The organism is Treponema sp. Marseille-Q4523, assembly GCF_016901105.1.
Lineage (GTDB): Bacteria > Spirochaetota > Spirochaetia > Treponematales > Treponemataceae > Treponema_D.
The window spans coordinates 8,813-26,636 of the sequence record NZ_JAFEVM010000024.1; the positions used below are offsets into that span (position 1 = coordinate 8,813).

The 17,824-nt window shown below is 51.0% G+C and carries 14 protein-coding genes and 1 pseudogene; 6 read left to right on the plus strand and 9 right to left on the minus strand.

Annotation, left to right across the window (positions count from 1 at the left end):
• The 3 genes and pseudogenes from JSQ97_RS08590 to JSQ97_RS08600 all read right to left on the minus strand — a co-directional run.
• A partial coding sequence (locus tag JSQ97_RS08590) for a leucine-rich repeat domain-containing protein (RefSeq protein ID WP_205075709.1) occupies positions 1–520 on the minus strand: 520 nt, incomplete at its 3' end.
• A gap of 428 nt (positions 521–948) precedes the next feature.
• A pseudogene (locus tag JSQ97_RS08595) lies at positions 949–1,677 on the minus strand (transposase); the annotation flags it as partial.
• 339 nt (positions 1,678–2,016) lie between these two features.
• Positions 2,017–2,409, minus strand: a complete 393-nt coding sequence (locus tag JSQ97_RS08600) for a transposase (RefSeq protein ID WP_205075673.1) — start codon at positions 2,407–2,409, stop codon at positions 2,017–2,019.
• A 240-nt stretch (positions 2,410–2,649) separates the two neighbouring features.
• On the opposite strand from JSQ97_RS08600, the gene JSQ97_RS08605 reads away from it, so the two are divergent.
• A complete protein-coding gene (locus JSQ97_RS08605) occupies positions 2,650–4,572 on the plus strand; it encodes a DNA topoisomerase IV subunit A (protein ID WP_205075674.1) in 1,923 nt (640 codons plus the stop codon).
• 15 nt (positions 4,573–4,587) lie between these two features.
• Positions 4,588–5,190 (plus strand): IMPACT family protein, encoded by a 603-nt coding sequence (locus JSQ97_RS08610; protein WP_205075675.1) that lies wholly within the window; start codon positions 4,588–4,590, stop codon positions 5,188–5,190.
• Positions 5,191–5,237: 47 nt separating this feature from the next.
• Here JSQ97_RS08610 and JSQ97_RS08615 read toward each other — a convergent pair whose 3' ends face one another.
• Together JSQ97_RS08615 and JSQ97_RS08620 are read right to left on the minus strand one after the other, a co-directional pair.
• Positions 5,238–6,008: a histidine phosphatase family protein gene (locus tag JSQ97_RS08615; RefSeq protein WP_205075676.1), complete on the minus strand. Its 771-nt coding sequence runs from the start codon at positions 6,006–6,008 to the stop codon at positions 5,238–5,240.
• Positions 6,009–6,011: 3 nt separating this feature from the next.
• Positions 6,012–6,857, minus strand: coding sequence for a pyridoxamine kinase (locus tag JSQ97_RS08620; protein WP_205075677.1), 846 nt, complete (start codon positions 6,855–6,857; stop codon positions 6,012–6,014).
• A 174-nt stretch (positions 6,858–7,031) separates the two neighbouring features.
• Between JSQ97_RS08620 and JSQ97_RS08625 the strand changes: the two genes are divergently transcribed.
• A complete protein-coding gene (locus JSQ97_RS08625) occupies positions 7,032–8,540 on the plus strand; it encodes a phosphohexomutase domain-containing protein (RefSeq protein ID WP_205075678.1) in 1,509 nt (502 codons plus the stop codon).
• Between the two features lie 6 nt (positions 8,541–8,546).
• On the opposite strand, the gene JSQ97_RS08630 is transcribed toward JSQ97_RS08625, so the two are convergent.
• The 3 genes from JSQ97_RS08630 to metK are packed head-to-tail and all read right to left on the minus strand — an operon-like array spanning position 8,547 to position 11,306.
• The gene (locus JSQ97_RS08630; RefSeq protein WP_205075679.1) at positions 8,547–9,467 is read right to left on the minus strand and encodes a mechanosensitive ion channel family protein; all 921 of its coding nucleotides are present in this window, start codon (positions 9,465–9,467) and stop codon (positions 8,547–8,549) included.
• A 20-nt stretch (positions 9,468–9,487) separates the two neighbouring features.
• Positions 9,488–10,132 carry an endonuclease III gene (gene nth / locus JSQ97_RS08635; RefSeq protein ID WP_205075680.1) on the minus strand — a complete coding sequence of 215 codons (645 nt, stop codon included), beginning with the start codon at positions 10,130–10,132 and terminating at the stop codon, positions 9,488–9,490.
• A 4-nt stretch (positions 10,133–10,136) separates the two neighbouring features.
• On the minus strand, positions 10,137–11,306 hold the full coding sequence (gene metK, locus JSQ97_RS08640; RefSeq protein WP_205075681.1) for a methionine adenosyltransferase: 1,170 nt from the start codon (positions 11,304–11,306) through the stop codon (positions 10,137–10,139).
• Positions 11,307–11,424: 118 nt separating this feature from the next.
• On the opposite strand from metK, the gene JSQ97_RS08645 reads away from it, so the two are divergent.
• Entirely contained in the window at positions 11,425–11,739 is a 315-nt protein-coding gene (locus tag JSQ97_RS08645) for an isoamylase early set domain-containing protein (protein ID WP_205075682.1), read from the plus strand.
• A gap of 23 nt (positions 11,740–11,762) precedes the next feature.
• Here JSQ97_RS08645 and JSQ97_RS08650 read toward each other — a convergent pair whose 3' ends face one another.
• Positions 11,763–14,765, minus strand: coding sequence for a DNA translocase FtsK (locus tag JSQ97_RS08650; RefSeq protein WP_205075683.1), 3,003 nt, complete (start codon positions 14,763–14,765; stop codon positions 11,763–11,765).
• Positions 14,766–14,931: 166 nt separating this feature from the next.
• On the opposite strand from JSQ97_RS08650, the gene JSQ97_RS08655 reads away from it, so the two are divergent.
• Together JSQ97_RS08655 and JSQ97_RS08660 are read left to right on the plus strand one after the other, a co-directional pair.
• Complete coding sequence (locus tag JSQ97_RS08655) at positions 14,932–15,879, plus strand: alpha-hydroxy-acid oxidizing protein (RefSeq protein ID WP_205075684.1); 948 nt, start codon at positions 14,932–14,934, stop codon at positions 15,877–15,879.
• A 17-nt stretch (positions 15,880–15,896) separates the two neighbouring features.
• Positions 15,897–17,813, plus strand: a complete 1,917-nt coding sequence (locus tag JSQ97_RS08660) for a hypothetical protein (protein WP_205075685.1) — start codon at positions 15,897–15,899, stop codon at positions 17,811–17,813.
• The last annotated feature ends 11 nt before the right edge of the window (positions 17,814–17,824 follow it).

Consider the following 17,824-nt stretch of genomic DNA (forward strand, 5'->3'; position numbering starts at 1 on the left):
GCTGGGTACACTGTGTAAAATCGAAAGCGTCGACTTTATTGCAGTTTTCAAACGCATAACTGTTGATTATCTTAAGATTTGCAGGTAAAACTACCGTGCCTGTTATTTCCGTACAATTTTCAAAGGCATTGCTTCCCAACGTTTCAAGGCTTGCAGGCAAAGCCAAACTTGTTAAGCCCGTACAGCCGAAAAAAGCATACTCGCCGATTTTTGTAAGAGTGGTACACTGTGAAAAGTCCGCTTGCGTTAAGCTCGTACAACCCGAAAACGCATTGGACGCTATCTCGGTAACGCCTGCGGGTATGACGAGGGCGCCCGAAGGCGTTTCATTATACCCTTTAAGCACGCCGCCTTCGATACGCAAGTTCGGATCGGGGCCGCTCGGTATGTTCGGCTTATTTTCGATACTTTGCGGGCAGCCCGTAAACAGCAGTGCCGCTGTCAACAGTGCGGCCGTGATGAGCGCCGCCGCTCCTCTGCACGTAAAAGCTTTTGCCTTCGTGTCTTTACGTTTTGTCATAGATGACTCCTTTTGGGTGAGAAGATAAAAAACGCACGGAGACTTTGTCCCGTGCGTGCGGTATGCGGTGAGAAAATGCTGTATGCGGAGAGCGTATTATGTAAGCGTTTCGGGGACGGGCGGGTAGGGTTTACGCTGCGAACGAACGAACGAACGAACGAACGAACGAACGAACGAACGAACGAACGAACGAACGAACGAACGAACGAACGAACGAACGAACGATGATCCACAATTCGGCGGCTTTGTCAAGTACCGGATCGTAGTTTTGCGTTACAGGTATATACGTTGTGCAGGCGTCGGCGTACATGGCTCCCTCTCGTCGTAGGCAATCGGACTGACGTAAGATGTCCTCTGTAATTATTATAACCCGTTTTTATGCGGATTGCAACGCGGCGGTATAATGAGCTTTTTCGTTTGTCGCATATTTATCCGGTAGCAGACAAAAAAGACCTGATTTTATCTTTCTCCTTTGCTTTATACATGGCTAATGCAAAGGCAATCATTAGGATATACGCAAGCGTTATTCTGAATGTCATTTTCTTCTGACCACGGATAGTATGCCTTTCAAAGCCGAACATAGTATCCAGACGACTGTTTACTCGTTCCAAAGCGCTCCTCATAGCATACATCTTTTTCCATTTGAGACTGTCACGAGGTACCGCTGTAAAAATCATCCTGTCCGTTGCAAGAGGAATCCTGATTTCCTTCGGAATTGAACAGCTGTTGCTGTACCCACAGGTTATCCCGTAATATTTTGCAGGACAGCCGTATTTAATTGCTTTCCTGCCCTTTTCATATCCGCGGCACACCATCTTCTTTTCCTTTCCATCATGCCCGCAGGAACAGAACACCTTTCCGTCGAACGTATGTGTGATGCGCATATCTGCCTCAAGCGCTCGTGTCGTTTTCGGCGGCGTTTGCCAGCAGTTCCGTATGTCAATTACCGCAGCTATTTCGTGTTCTTCAAACTTCTTAATCAATCCGGTGTCATCATACCCCCTGTCGCCGGTAAAATACTCGCATCTCGTAAGGATTTCAGGCGTATCTTGCCCGATTGTATCAATCATTTCGTGCGCTTTTACTATTTCGCTTTCTGATGCCTTCGTCACCTCAAACCATACCGGCAGTTCATACTGTGTGTCGGCAATCAGATGAAGGTTTAAAAGCCGCCGCTAAATAAGCGCGGCATCTTTTAACTTCGAGTTTTCTTCGAAAACTCGTTTATCAACAGTGCGCAAAAAGCGCACGAAAACGGCATTCTCGGAAATTGAAATTTCCTCGCATGTCGTTTTTTAAGGAACGGTATAGCCGAACCAGGTTTTTACGATTGCTTTCAGTTTATTGTAGTGGCTGTGATTTCCCCAGTTGGCATCGCTGTCACCCCTGCGGTCATTACTTCCATCCTTTGTGTGTTTGTCAGATTTTCCTCTTGCAAAGCTTCGAATCGCTTTTCCGTCTATCCCAAGGTACTTTCCGAAATCCGGCAAAACCGCCTAGCATTCTTCCCTCAGATGTATAAACAGTTCTTTCAGCACATCCACCTGTTTCAAGATATTCTCAATGAAGCGGCTGTAGACTCCCGCTTTCGGTATGCACCCTTCTCCTTTGAGTACTTCAAAGCCGCAGATGTCGCACAGGGCAGGGTTCCGTTTTAGTTCACGACGCAGGCTTGCTATCGTTTCATGTTCGAACACAATTCCTGCAATAATTGAATTCCAGACTGCCCTCACCGGATAATCATCCCGTCCATGCCCACGCTCTTCTTCCAGGACTTTCATAAACGGTTCATCTTTTAGTACCGGCAACAGGATTTTCAGTCGACGCAATCCGTCAAAATTTCCGTACTGTTCCCACCCGAACAGTGCTTTTTGTGCTATAATTGCCATAGTGTTTTTTGGGGGCGTTTTTCTCAGCTATTTGATTCTTTTGGGAAAAACGCCCTCCTTTTCCCCCTTTCTTTGCTGTTTATTAGAATTTTATCACAGCTTTTCATTTTATGGTGGGAGAAAATTTTTTTTCTACTACTCGTATTTCTTTATCTTATATGGATTTATTTACATACGAAATGGCTCATTCCGTATCGTGTTGCAAGACAGAAGTCCGCATTTGCTGTATACTGAAACGATATGGCATACGTGAAAAATCTTTTCGACAGCAATTTCATTCAATATGCAAGCTACGTTATCCGCGACCGTGCGATCCCCGAACTCGTCGACGGACTGAAGCCGGTACAGCGGAGGATCCTCCACACGCTCCTCGAAGCGGACGACGGCAAATTTCACAAAGTCGCAAACGTCGTCGGTCAGTGTATGAAATATCATCCGCACGGGGATGCATCCATTTATTCGGCGCTCGTCGTTCTTGCCAATAAGGATTTGCTCGTCGATCGGCAGGGAAACTTCGGAAACCTCTACACCGGGGATTCGGCATCCGCCGCGCGTTACATCGAATGCCGTCTGCGCCCCATTGCACGCGATATCCTCTACAATCCGAAGATCACCGATTACGTTCCGAGCTACGACGGGCGCAATAAAGAGCCCGTTATGTTCCGCGCAAAGCTGCCTCTTGTACTGATTTTGGGCGCGGAAGGGATCGCCGTCGGCATGAGTACGAAAATCCTTCCTCACAATATCCGCGAAGTCATCGAAGCCGAAAAAAAATGTCTGCGCGACGAAAAGTTTACGCTCTATCCCGACTTTCAAACGGGCGGTCTCATCGACGTGTCGGACTATCAGGACGGCTTGGGCAAAATCGTTACGAGAGCGAAGATGGATTTAAGCGACGAAAAAAAGATTACGATCACCGAGCTGCCCTTCGGTTCGACGACCGAGTCGCTCATGGATTCGATCGAAAAAGCCGCAAAAAACAATAAAGTGCGCATCGCTTCGATCAACGATTACACGGCCGAAAGCGTCAACATCGAAATAAAACTTCCGCGCGGCGTGTATGCCGCCGATATCGTCGATGCGCTCTATGCATACACCGAATGCGAACAGACGATATACTGCAATCTGCTCGTCATCCGCAACAATATGCCGGTGCAGATTACCGTAACCGACGTTATTAAATTTCACGCAAAGCAGCTCGTCGGCGTGCTGAAAGACGAACTCACCGTCGAGCGTGCCGAACAATTCGAAAAGCTGCATTTGCGGACGCTTGAGCGCATCTTTATCGAAGAGCGCATCTATAAAAATATCGAACAGATGAAAACGCAAGAGGCAGTCGTCGATGCGGTAAAAAAAGGTTTTGTGCCGTTTAAAAAAGAACTTCTGCGTCCCATAACCGACGACGATGTCGATCACTTGCTGAAGATTCCGATCCGCCGCATTTCGCTTTACGATATCAACAAAAACCGTCAGGAAGTGGAAGCTGCGAAAAACCGCATCAAAGAAATCGACAAGCTTTTAAAACATCTTGCCGCTTATGCGATAAGTTGGCTGGACGGCTTGCTTGCAAAGCTCGACGCGGAAAAGACGCAGCGCCTTACGACGATCGCCGACATCGAAAAAGTCGACGTCAAAGAAATCGTCAAGCGCGACATCCCGCTCAAATACGACGGCACGTCGGGCTATCTCGGAACGGGCGTTTCGGGCGGCGTCGAAGTGCTTAAAATTACGCCCTACGACAGGGTGCTCTTTGTCCGGCGGAGCGGCATATTCAGCGTAACCGATTCTCCGCAAAAAGTGTTCGTCGGGCCGGGTATGTTTTGGTGCGGGCTTGCGGACAAAGAAAGTCTTTCGAAAGTGCTCTTTACGGTCATCTACCGCGACCCCGAAACGAAATACGTTTTTGTTAAACGATGCCGTGTCGAAGGCTATATCATGAACCGCGATTATTTTTTTGCGCCCGACGGCAAAGAAGTGCTCCACGTCGATACGCGGAAAAATTTTACGTTTACGCTGCACTACGCGAAAAAAGCGCGCTTAAAAAAACTCGACGAAAGTTTTAAAGCGTCCGCTTTCCCTATAAAGGGATTGAAAGCACAGGGTACGCGCGCAGCTCCGAAAGAAGTCGAATCGATCGATGTCGAGCCTCCGAAAGAAGCCTGAGCGGAGAAAAGTTTTTTGGATGAGCTTACAGGCTATGCGGTTTCTGAAACGCTCGTAAAGCATTCGCGCTTTATTGCCGAACTTTTGCCCTGTACGTCGCAGAGCGAAGCGCGCGAATTATTAAAATCTCAAAAAGCGAAATACTCCGACGCCTCTCACGTCGTCCACGCTTTCGTCATCGGGCCTTCGGCACAGATACGCGGCATGAGCGACGACGGCGAACCTTCGGGAACGGCCGCTCGTCCGGTGCTCGATGTGCTGTGCGGGAAAAACTGCACGAATGCGCTTTTGACCGTCACGCGCTGGTTTGGCGGAACACTGCTCGGTACGGGCGGCCTTGTTAAAGCGTACACGGATGCGGCAAAGGCCGTTATCGAAAAAGCCGAGAGGCTTGGTGCCTTTGCGGAGCTTATCGAAAAAACGCGCTTTTCGTTTACCGCTTCGTATGCCGCCTATGAAAAGCTGCGGTACATTATGAAAGAATTCCGGCTTTTCGATGTTGCAGAACGCTTCGAATCGGCGGTAAGCGTAAGCGGGGAAATCGAAAGCGGCGAATTGCAAAAATTTTCCGACGCGCTCCGTGATGCGAGCGGCGGCGCCGTTTTGCTGCGCCGGTGAATAAACGTTCGCGCAGCGTATGAGCGCTGTACAATTGTAAAATTTTATTAATCGGAAAACACGTCGGTAAAATATCCTGCAGCCGAAGGTGCTTCATTTCCGTCGTGCAAGTGATTCGTGTCGCCGAAAGTCTGTACGCGGAAAAATGCGGTGCCGGGAACACGCTCTTCGGATGCGAGGACGGTCACCGATGTCGGCGCGACGTAAAAGCCCTGCCACAACTGTACGGGCGATATTTTTACGAGGTGACCGATGATCGCGAACATGACGCCCAAGTGGCAAAAAAAGACGAGCGTTCGGTCGTCGTAGGATTGTTTAACGGGTGCGATCGAATCGTTGAATACGCCTTTTTGGCAGTGCGTGCCGTCCGTCCGGTAGGTGCCGCCTTCGCGCATGAAGCCGTAGCGCGCGAGGATGCCGTCAAATCCTGCGCACACTTCTTCGAAGCGCTGTGCGATATTGCCCGATTCCATAACGGGAGTATGCATCCACTTGTCGGCCTCGAGGAGCGCTTTGTTTGCGGGGTCGGTATAAAAAGACGGAAGCCAGTCCCACGCGATTTTGTTTTTACCCGTTTCGGGATCGCGCACTTTATAATGAAATTCCTGCAGCCAATCGCAGGTTTCGGCTTTGCGTCCGGTGTCCTTCATTGCGATTCGAGCCGTCTCCTGTGCGCGTCCCAAGGGCGAGGCGAAAAAATCGGTAACCTGCCATTTTGAAACGCGGCTTGCAAGCAGAGTGGCTTCGCGCTTTCCCTTTTCGGTCAATATGTCCAAATCGTAATTCGGGTCGCCGTGCCGGATAAACAGTAAACGCATCGGTTACGCTCCGAGCCGCTTTACGAGGTAAGGGATAGCGCTTTCGAAATCGACGCCGTACCAGTTGTAATCTTTGTGTGAAACGGTCGCTTTAATCGATTCGACGACGAAGTCCGCAGCGAGCGCATAGGATTGTTCGAGCGAAAGACCGCGCATGAGAGCGCCGACACAGACGCTTGCGAAGATGTCTCCGGTACCGTGAAAACTCGTCGCGCATTTTTCGTGAAAGTAACTCGTATAAGCGCCGCTTGCCGAATCGTAGGACATGATGCCGATCTTTCCGGGTTCGGAAGCGAACTCAACGCCTTTCAAAACGATGCGCTTTGCACCGAGGGCTGCGAGTTTTTTGAGTATGTCTTTGATGTACGCTTCATCGTATGAGCCCGCAGCTTTGTACGGAACGCCGAGCATAAACGATGCTTCGGTCATATTCGGTGCGATGACGTCGGCGAGGCCTGCGAGCTTTGCCATCGCGAATGCGAACTCCTGCGTAAAGCCCGGATAAAGTTTTCCGTTGTCGGCCATGCACGGATCCACGAAGACGAGCACGTCTTTTCCGCCGAAGTCGGCGAACATCTTTTTCATCAAATCGAGCTGTTCGAAAGAGCCGAGGTAGCCGGTGTAGATCGCGTCGAACGAAATTTTTTCCTTTTTCCAATGATCGCATATCGGCGTGATGTCTTCCGTGAGATCGCGGAACGTAAAGCCTTTGAATGCGGTGTGCGTCGAAAGCACTGCCGTCGGCAGGATGGCGGCTTCGACTCCCATTGCGGAAATGACGGGAAGCGCTACGGTGAGCGAGCACTTTCCGACGCATGAAATATCCTGTACGGTGATGATTCGTTTCATAATATTTTCCTTCTGAAAAACGATTGCGCGGCGCAGGAATTCCATACGCCGTCGCTTGTGATTTTGTTGCATACGATGGTAGTGATATTGTGTTTTGCTGTCAACGGTACGATTTCGAATTCGAATACGGACATTCGCCTTATATAATTTTTTATTTTATTGTATAGTGGTCGTATGGCAGACTGTGATATGATGAGATTGCAAAACGGCAGCGATATCCGCGGCATAGCCGTAAGCGGCGTCGAAGGCGAAAGCGTCAACTTTACGGAAGCGGCGTGCAGCCGCATCGGGCAGGCGTTTGCGCTGTGGCTTTCAAAAAAAATCGATAAACCCCTTTCCGCACTCACGATCGGGATCGGGCGCGACTCACGCATTTCAGGCCAGTCTCTTTCAGCCGCCCTTGCAAAAGGCATGGCCTTTCAAGGCGCTCGCGTGGTCGACTGCGGCCTTTCGACGACTCCTGCTATGTTTATGTCGACCGTATTTCCCGAAACGAAATACGACGGAGCTGTGATGATGACGGCAAGCCATCTTCCGTACAACAGAAACGGCGCAAAATTTTTCGACCGTGACGGAGGCCTCGAACACGACGATATCGAATCGATATTGAAAAGCGCGTCGTCCCTCGATGAAGCTTTTTCCGATTCGCCGTTTGCCTCTTTCGATCTGCTGTCGCTGTATGCCGCGCACTTGCGGAAAACTATCTGCGCGGAGCTTGCAAAATCCGAAAGCGACAAACCGCTTGCAGGTTTACGGATCGCAGTCGATGCGGGAAACGGATGCGCGGGCTTTTTCGTTTCATCGATTTTGCAGCCGCTCGGAGCCGATACTGCAGGCAGCCGCTTTTTGGAAGCGGACGGCATGTTTCCGAACCACATCCCGAATCCCGAAAATAAAGCTGCGATGGAAGCCGCCCGAAGCGCGACCGTCGAAGCGGGCGCCGATTTGGGATTGATTTTCGACACCGACGTCGACCGTATGTCCGCCGTGCTGCACACGGGAGCAGAAGTGAACCGCGATGCGATTATCGCGATGATTGCCGCGATTTTAGCGCCTTCGTATCCGGGCGGAACGATCGTCACCGATTCGGTAACGTCGGACAGGCTTACGTATTTTTTGGAAAAGGTGCTCGGCTTGCGCCATCTGCGCTATATGCGCGGCTACAAAAACGTCATCAACAAATGCAAAGAGCTCAACGCAAAGGGCATCGTTTCGCCGCTTGCGATGGAAACGTCGGGACACGGCGCGCTCAAAGACAATTACTATCTCGACGACGGCGCTTTTCTCGCGGTAAAGCTCATCATCGCGCTCGCAAAAGCGAAAGCGGAAGGAAAAACGATAGACAGCCTCATCGCGCGTCTTCCGCCGCTCGTTGAAGAGTGCGAATACCGCTTTAAAATCGGCACGGACGATTTTAAAACCTACGGCAAAACCGTACTCGCCGAATTTAAAAAGCGCGCCGAAGCTGCTTGTTACGAACTCCCGGAATCTTACGAAGGGATCCGCGTTTCGTTTAAAGGAGAAGACGCGCGGGGTTGGATGCTTCTCCGATTGAGTCTCCACGATCCGGTCATGCCGCTCAACATCGAAGGAGAACGCAAGGGCGATGCGGAAAAAATTATTAAGATCGCAAAAAACCTGCTCGCAGGCTTCGACAAACTCGATATGTCGTGCTTGCCGTAAAAAGCGCTAGTTTCGCCGCGCGCCGGATTTTTTCACAGGCGGCGGGACAGGGATCGAATCGTCGTGTGCCAGGATTTCGACGCAGTTGTACGACATGACGAGACCGTTTTCGTTCATAACGCGCATCAGCGCGATGAACATATCGTTTTTCGTTTTTAGAAAATCGGAACTCTTGCACCACACTGCGACGGTCATATTTATATTGCTGTCGCCGAACCCGTCCACCCACGCGACTGGCGCAGGCTTTTTGATAACCGTTTCGCACAGATCGGGCGCTTTTAAAAGCACGTCGAGCGCAGAGCGGATATCGGTGCCGTATTTTAGACCGAACGCAAATGTTATACGCCGCGTCGAATAGTACGAATTGTTTTGAAAGGTCGTATTGATGATTAACGAATTCGGAATGCGCACGAGCTGATTGTCGAGCGTATGCACTTTCGTCGAAAGCAAATCGATCGAATCGACGTTTCCGGTAACTCCGCTGACGACGATAAGGTCGCCGACTTTGACGACGCCTTCGGTTATGACGAAAAGTCCGCTGATAACGTTGCTGACGGTCGTCTGCGCCGCAAAACCGACGGCAAGCCCCGCAATACCGGCAGCTCCGAGCAGAGCGGTGAGCTTTATGCCGAAGCAGCTGAGTATGTACATGACGATCACCGAGTAAAAGACGTATTTTAATAATTTATGCAGGGCGAGATTGTTCTCTTTGTTTATCTTTTGTTCGCTTACGCGATTGAGCGCATGGAAGGCGAGCTTATACAAAAACCAAATGATGCCGATGACGAAGAGCGCTCCCGCAGCGCGAAAGAGATTCGTCCACGTAAAAAACGATTTTATCCACGAAAAGAGCGTTTCCGTGTGTTTGGAAAGCTGTTCCTGCGCCTGCTGTACGCCGATCGTTACGGCGCTTGTCGATTCGTCCATTTTCAACCTCTTGCCGATTATTAATTATTTGAAACGTCATTGTGTTTGCAGATGTCGTTTAGGAGACAGGTATCGCATTTCGGGTTTCGCGCGGTACACACGTAGCGTCCGTGCAGGATGAGCCAGTGGTGCGCGTGACGCATATATCGCTTGGGAATACGGGAAACGAGGCTCTCTTCGACGGCAAGCGGAGTTGTGCCTTCGGCGAGTCCTATTTTCGGGCAGATGCGCAGCAAGTGCGTGTCGACGGGCATCGTCGGTTTGTCGAAGACGACATTGAGCACGACGTTCGCCGTCTTTCTGCCGACGCCGGGAAGCTTCATAAGCTCTTCGCGCGTCGAAGGCACTTTTCCGTCGAAATCGTTGATGAGGATTTTGCTGAGAGCGATGATGTGCGCTGCTTTCGTATGGTAGAGTCCGATCGACTTAATGTAAGTTTCGAGTTTTTTTTGTCCGAGCGCGATGATTTTTTCCGGCGTGTCGGCAATTTTGTAGAGCGCTTCGGTTGCGGCGTTGACGCTTTTGTCGGTCGCCTGAGCGGAAAGCACGACCGACACGAGCAGCGTATACGCGTTTTTCCATCGGAGTTCCGATTTCGGATCGGGGTTTTGCTTTTTAAAACGGTCGAATACCGTGCATATCTCCCGCTCTGTCAGCAGTGTCATGAGATTATGTCGCAGCGCGTTTCAGAGCATCCGCTTTATCGATTTTTTCCCAGGCAAATTCGCTGCGTCCGAAATGACCGTACGACGCCGTCGATTCGTAGATCGGGCGTTTGAGATCGAGCGTTTTGACGATGCCTGCAGGTGTACAGTCGAAGATTTCTTTTACGGCTTTCGTAATTTTTTCGACCGGCGCTTTTTCCGTGCCGAAAGTTTCGACCATAATCGACACGGGAAAGGGAACGCCGATCGCATACGCGAGTTCGATTTCCGCTCTGTCGGCGAGACCTGCGGCGACGATGTTTTTTGCGATATAGCGCGCCATATAAGCTGCCGACCGGTCGACTTTCGACGGGTCTTTGCCGCTGAACGCGCCGCCTCCGTGTCGCCCCATGCCGCCGTATGTGTCTACGATGATTTTGCGTCCGGTCAGCCCCGAATCTCCCTGCGGGCCGCCGGTGACGAAACGCCCCGTCGGATTGATAAAATATTTCGTATCTTTGTCGAGCAGACCCGTCGCATCGAGTACGGGTTTTACGATCCGCTCGATTATCGTCTCTTTGATTTCGCCGTATTCGACGGAGGGATCGTGCTGATGAGAGACGACGACGGTATCGATCCGCAGAGGAACGTGTCCTTCGTATTCGATCGTCACTTGGCTTTTCGCGTCGGGGCGCAGCCAGGAGATCGTCCTGTCTTTGCGGACTTCGGCCGCTTTTAAAAGCAGTTTGTGCGCATACGTGACGGGAGCCGGCATGAGTTCGGGCGTTTCGCTGCACGCAAAGCCGAACATCATCCCCTGGTCGCCCGCTCCCTGCCGGCCGGTGTATTCTTTGAGTCCCTTGCCGACGACGCCCTGATTGATATCGGGTGATTGTTTGTGGATGACGTTGAGAACGGCCATAGAGTTGCAGTCGAGACCGTAGGCGGCATCGGTGTAGCCGATTTTTTCTACCGCATCGCGCGCGATCCGCTCGATGTCGAGCGATGCTTCTGTTGTAATTTCGCCGCCGACGAGTACCATGCCCGTTGTTGTAAAAGTTTCGCATGCGACATGGCTTTCCGCATCTTTGGCGAGGCAGGCGTCGAGTACGGCATCGGAAATGCGGTCGCAAATTTTATCGGGATGTCCTTCACTTACCGATTCGGACGTAAAGAGGTAGCGTTTATCGTTCATCGCAGAACTCCTAAATATTTATTTACTTATTAATGAAAGTATAGTATACTATTTGCGGCGGATTGACAACAGTCGTGCGGCGGCCATTATAAAAGTATACAGATGTGGAGGTGTTTCCATGGCGTTAAAAAAATCATTTTCGAAAGACGGAAAAAAATGTACGGTCACGTTTATCGTGCTCCCCGATGCGGCGGGTGTCGCGAAGACGATCAATATCGCCGGCGATTTTAACAGCTGGAGCAGTACCGAAACGCCGTTGAAAAAAAATAAAGACGGATCGTTTTCCGTCAAGCTGGATCTTGAAGCGGACAGGGAATATCAATTCCGCTATCTCATCGACGGGCAGCGCTGGGAAAACGATTGGCAGGCGGACAAATACATTCCCGCCCCGTATTCCAACGCTGACAATTCCGTCGTCATCACAAAAAAATAAAAACGCGGCGGAAGGATTGCGTATTACGGTACGTGAATGATTTCGCGCGGTTTGCTGCCGTTCGCAGGCCCCACAATGCCCCGAGCTTCCATCTCTTCGACGAGGCGCGCCGCGCGGTTGTAGCCGATTTTAAGCCTGCGCTGGATGTATGACGCGGACGCTTTTCCCGACTGTACGACGATGTCAAGCGCTTGGTTGTACAGCGGGTCTTCGCCGTCGAATAAACTCGGTTCCGCGCCTTCTTCGTCATCCGGCACGAAAATCTCTTCATCGATGTATTCAGGTTCTCCGTATTTTTTTACGTGTTCAACGACGTCTTCGACTTCCTGATCGCTTACGAAGGTCCCTTGAATGCGCACGGGAAACGGGTTGACGGCGCTCGAATAGAGCATATCGCCTCTGCCCAATAATTTTTCCGCTCCGACTTGATCGATGATGATGCGGCTGTCCATCTTCGACGCGACCATAAATGCGATGCGCGCAGGGATGTTCGCCTTTATCAATCCGGTGATGACGTCGATCGAAGGACGCTGCGTCGCGAGTACCAAGTGGATGCCGATCGCGCGGCTCATCGCCGCAAGCCGGGCGACCGTCGATTCGAGTTCTTTGCCCGTCGTCGCCATCAAGTCCGCAAACTCGTCGATGATTAGCACGATGTACGGAATCTTTTCCGTTGCGATGTGTTTTTCTTCGATCTTTTTGTTGTAGCTCGCCACATCGCGGCAGCCCATGCCGTCCAAAAGCGCATAGCGCCGCTCCATTTCGCACAGCGCCCACTGCAGCGCTTGAAACGCTTTTTTCGATTCGGTGATGACCGGAACGAGCAAGTGCGGAATGTCGTTGTAGAGTTTCAGTTCGACGATTTTCGGATCGATCAAAATGAGCTTTACTTCCTGCGGCGACCGCTTGTATAAAATCGAGAGGATCATGCTGTTGACGCACACCGATTTTCCGGAACCTGTAGCTCCCGCAATCAAAAGGTGCGGAGTTTTAACGAGGTCGATGATCTGCGGCTTTCCGAGAATGTCCTTTCCGAGGATGACGGGTACCGCCATCTTTTTATATTCGCTCATATCCTTTTCGATGATTTCGCGAAAGCTGACGATGCTGCGTTCTTTGTTCGGTATTTCGATGCCGACCGCTTTTTTCCCCGGAATAGGAGCTACGATGCGGACGCTGCTTGCCGCAAGGCGCAGCGCGATGTTGTCCTGTAAGGCCGCGATCTTGCTCAGCTTGACACCCGGCGCCGGAAGCAATTCGAACATCGTGACGACCGGTCCTTTTTTTATGCCGATGATATCAGCTTCGATATTGAATTCGTTGAGCGTTTCTTTGAGCTCTGAGGACGCGGCTTTCGTTTCGTCGTCGATGATCCAATATTGATCGTTTTTATATTCCGTTAATAAATCCGCAGGAACTTTATACGGTCCTTTCGGCTTCGGCTTTTTTACCGGTTCCGGCTTCGGCGGAGGCGATTTTTCAGCATTGTTGTCGCTGCTGAAAAAGTCTTCGAGCTCTTTTTTTGTATTTTTCGGTTCTACCGCCGACACGACGACCGCGTCTTGAATAACCGGAGTATCGACGGTAAGCGCATCGTTAAAATGCGATACGTTTTTGCGCACGTCTTCATCCATATCGCTGAACACGCTGCCTGCAAGATTACGGGGCATTTCCCGTTCGAGGGCATTGTCAGTCTCTTCGTCGCTTTCCGCATTCATATCGATGTCGAAAAAATCGGGATCGAGGGAAGCGCCGCTTTCTTCCGTCTGTGCGGAATCGTATGCGGAATGCAATGCCGTTTCCGAATCGGAAAAATCGTCGGAAAGGTTTTTCGCTTCGGAATCGGAAAAATCATCCAAGCGGTTTTCCGACTCCTCCATTTCTTCCGGCACATCTTCAACATCTGTCGGCGCAATGTCCGTCGCTTTCGTTTCCGCATCGAGAAAATCATCGGAACGGTTTTCACTCATTTCTTCGGCATCTTCTGTCGGCGGGATCTCCGTTGCTTTCAAGTCCGTCGGCGCGTCGATTTTTTTTGTACGCTCTGCATTTTCTCTTTCCCAAAAGGGTACGTCGCCCGTTTCTGAAAATGCGTCGTCTCCATCATCCGCTTGCCGAGCGCCGGAATCGTTTCCCGGAAACGTATCCGACCATGCGATCTCTTCGATGTCGTCGAGCGGCGCCTCGTCTCGTGCGGTGAGCGCGGTGAATTCCGCTTCCGAAATGACCGATGCCGCGTCGGCGGCTTTTTTATCTTCATCTTCGTCGAAGATGCTTTCAAACGGAGAGGCGAGATCCCGGCTCATGCGCTCGTGTCCGTCGTTTGTCCGGGCGGTATTGTCTGCGCCGGCGGTCTCTTCGGCGAGTTTATTGATCTCTCGGCCTGCCGTATACGCGTCGTCTTCGCGGGCAGTTTCGTTTGCATGAAGAGTTTCGCTTGCTGCGGCTTCCCTTGCGACAACTTCGCTACCTGCCGCACCCTTTGCCGCGCCGGTATCGTTTACATCGTGGAAATCATCGCGCCCGTCGATATCCCTTTCCGACGGTATTTTCTTTTGCGGGATTTTTTTGAAACCGGCGCCCCTTGCCGCGTCCGCGATTTTATCCGCAATGATGCCCGCCCCGAGCCATTCTATGATGATGAGCACGGCACCGAGCGCAATCGTAACGCCGATCTTTATGCCGGTAAAATCGGAACTGAACTCCGCGATCGATTTGCAGATATTTTCGGTAATCACGGCGGTAAAAAACGGAACGACGGCTGTCAAAAGCCGCATCGTTTTACGCCTTGTCCATTTTCCCGAAAAGCACGCCATCGCCGCACAAAATAAAAAAACGGGAACGAGTACGCTTGAAAATCCGTATACCGAAAAGAGCATGGCGCCGAGCAAAAACAAAACGGTGCCGAAACCTGCATCATATGCGATAAAATCGAAAGGTTGCAGCATGAGCGAAACGGAAAAAAAAGCTGCAAGCAGCAGCAAAAGCATACCGGCAGCGTATTTCGGCTTATTCAAACGTTCCATCGATACTCCCGTAAACCGTGTGCGGGAAGCCGCAGCAAAAGGCAGCCTCCTTCACTTTTGCGATACGGCGAGGCAGTGAAAGATCGCGGCGTATCGTTATTCGTTCTAAAGTATCGGCAGATTTTTCGCTCCGTTTTAGTGGAAAACTTCGGCCGTTTCGTATATAATGCCGGAACAGGTGGGTATTGTGGCAAGTCGATTTGAATTCAAATGTGCCGTGTGCGCCGTGTGTGACGGAAGGGGCTGCATCGGACAGATGCCCGGTATGGGCGGCGTTAATAATAATAAAAATTTCAAACTTAATTTCGAAGGTTGGAAAAAACTCCGCCGACAGGCGGCGGCGGACGGAACGCTCGGCGCGATTTTATCGACACCGGTCGACGCTTCCGCCGTGCGCGCAGGTCCGGTTACCGGTGCCGTGCAGAATATCGGCTTTGAAAAAGAGGAATATTTTTATCTGCCGTATTTTTCCGGAGCGAGAAATGCGGGGATCGCCGTGTGCGTCGGGGACGGGTACCCCGATTATAAGCTGCACTACGGGCTCGATGCGGTGCGGAAATTGCAAAAAATCGAACCTGAGTTGAAAGCGGCCGTATTTTTAAAACCTTATCCGAACGAAAAACTTTTTGAGCGCATTGCGGCAGCCGAAGACGTCGCGGACATTATCGGAAACGATATCGATTCGTACAATATCGCAACGATGCGGGATCTCGTGCATTTGGAAAAGAAAACGCCCGAGCAGATCGCGGAAATCAGAAAGAGAGTCGGCGTGCCGTACGCGATAAAAGGAATTTTTTGTAAAGAAGACATCGAGCTCGTAAAAGCCGTAAAGCCCGACATCGCGTTTATTTCGAATCACGGCGGCCGTATCGATACGCGTGAAGGGAGCACGGCGGAATTTCTGGCCGCGTACGGGGCGGAATTGAAAAAATACTGCGGTTCGCTTTGGGTTGACGGAGGCGTCAGAACGCGTCATGATATACAGACCGCGCTTTTTTACGGAGCGTCGCAAGTCATCATAGCGCGCCCGTTTATCGCCGCTCTCGTTTCTGACGGCATCGGCGGCATGGTAAAAAAAATCGATGAAATCGTCATCGGCGAGATGTGCGATTGAGTTTTATAGGGGTTTTTATGAAGCGATTGTTGTGTATTGCCTTTTGTGCCGTATTGTTTGCGGCTTCGGAAACGACGCTTTTCGCGCAGACCTATGCGGCCATTCCCGTTGAACATCCGATCTATGCGATCATCGCACAGGCGGAACTGCGCGGCTTGTGCCGTCCGCTTCCGAAAGTAAAACCCTATTCGGAAAAGACGGTCATAAACGCGATCAATGAAATCATCGCAGCTTCCGATGCAGCCGATTCTCCGCTCCTGACGAAAACGGAAAAGGAAATCCTCTACGATACGCTCGAATCGTTTAAGCGGAAGCCCGGCAGGGACAATATGCGCGGTGCGTATTATTATGAAGGAAAGGGAAAGATTCGGACGACGGTCGATGTTACATTTAAAGCGGACGTATTCGCTTCCGGCGGCATCTATACCGATAAGAACGACGATCAGTGGGGCTTTACGATCCGTCCGACCGTTTCGCTCCGCGGCGATTTCGGAGAGCATCTTTCCTACGATTTCAGTTTGTTCGGAGATGCGTCGCGCGCCGTGCTGCAAAATCGCCAATCGTACAGCATCGGAAAGTGGTGGTATACGGAAGACAAGGACGGTACCAACCCGCGAGATATCAACACGTATACGAATAAAGCGTTTTTTCCGTTTTCGCATCATAAAACATGGGACGGCTCCATGTATAAGATCGCCAATCTTTCGGCAAGCGGTCTTGAAGGCTGGTGCGACGACGGCGCCCTCGGTTTCGGGATCAATTCGGAGATGGCGGCGGCTTTTCTCGACGATAAAATTTTTTTGCGCTTCGGACGCATCTACCGCGAATGGGCGGCGATGGACAAAGGCTCAAGCCTCGTGTTCAGCAATTATGCGCATCCCTTTCTCGCTTTTGAAGCAGAACTTTCGCCGTTCAAATGGTTTTCGCTTTCGACGCTTACCGGCATCCTCGAATTTCCGAACAGTAAATATATCGTCGGCGACATCTACAAGAGTAAGGCGCATCATACGAAATATGATACCGAATCGATTTTTCAAAACGCCTATTCGATCGCGATGATCGAATGCAATTTCAAATACGTGCACGCAGACTTCGGCACGACGGTCATCTGGCCGAAGCGTTTCGAATTGGGTTACCTGTATCCGCTCATGGATAAAGTCTTTTACCAAAACAATATCGGCGACTTGGACAATATCGCGCTGTTCGGAAATATCGCGTTTACGTATCCGAAAATCGGCAAAGTGTGGGCGTCGCTCTTCCTCGACGAATTCAACGGCTTGAGCCGTTCGACCGGTTTGCTCGGCGATTTTATCCACGCGACGCGCGATATGTACGCGACGCAGGTCGGCGTAAAAGCGAATGTGCCGCTGCTGCCGTTTATGACGGTCGCATGCCGATACACGAAGATCGAACCCTACTGCTACACGCACCACGCCATCAACTACACGCCGTGGTATTCGCACTATATTTCGGAAGCCTATATGACCGCAGGCGAAAACATCGGCTATTATCTTCCGCCGAATTCGGACGAACTGAATGTCCGCGTCGAAGCTTCGCCGCTTTCCGTGCTCAAAGCGCATATAGAGTATCAATTTATCAGGCACGGTGCGGAGTACGGCAGTCAGGCGGTGCGCGGCGGCTCCCTGTATTCGGAGCTCGATCCCGGTGAGCGCGAAAGTATGCGCAAATATTTTTTGCACGACGGCGCGTACCAGTGGTTTCACATCGTAAAAATCGGCGGGGAATATTCGCTTCGCAAATTTAAAGTGCCGCTGACGGTATACGGCGACGTCGGCTTTGTCTACAGCTATTTTACCGTGATCGACGGAACTCCGAATGACGATAAAAAACACGATTATCACGTTTCGGATTCGAGCGACTATCCGACGGAGTTCGGTGCGATCGTTTCCGGCGGAGTGCGCCTGTATTTTTAAAATGCGTGTGC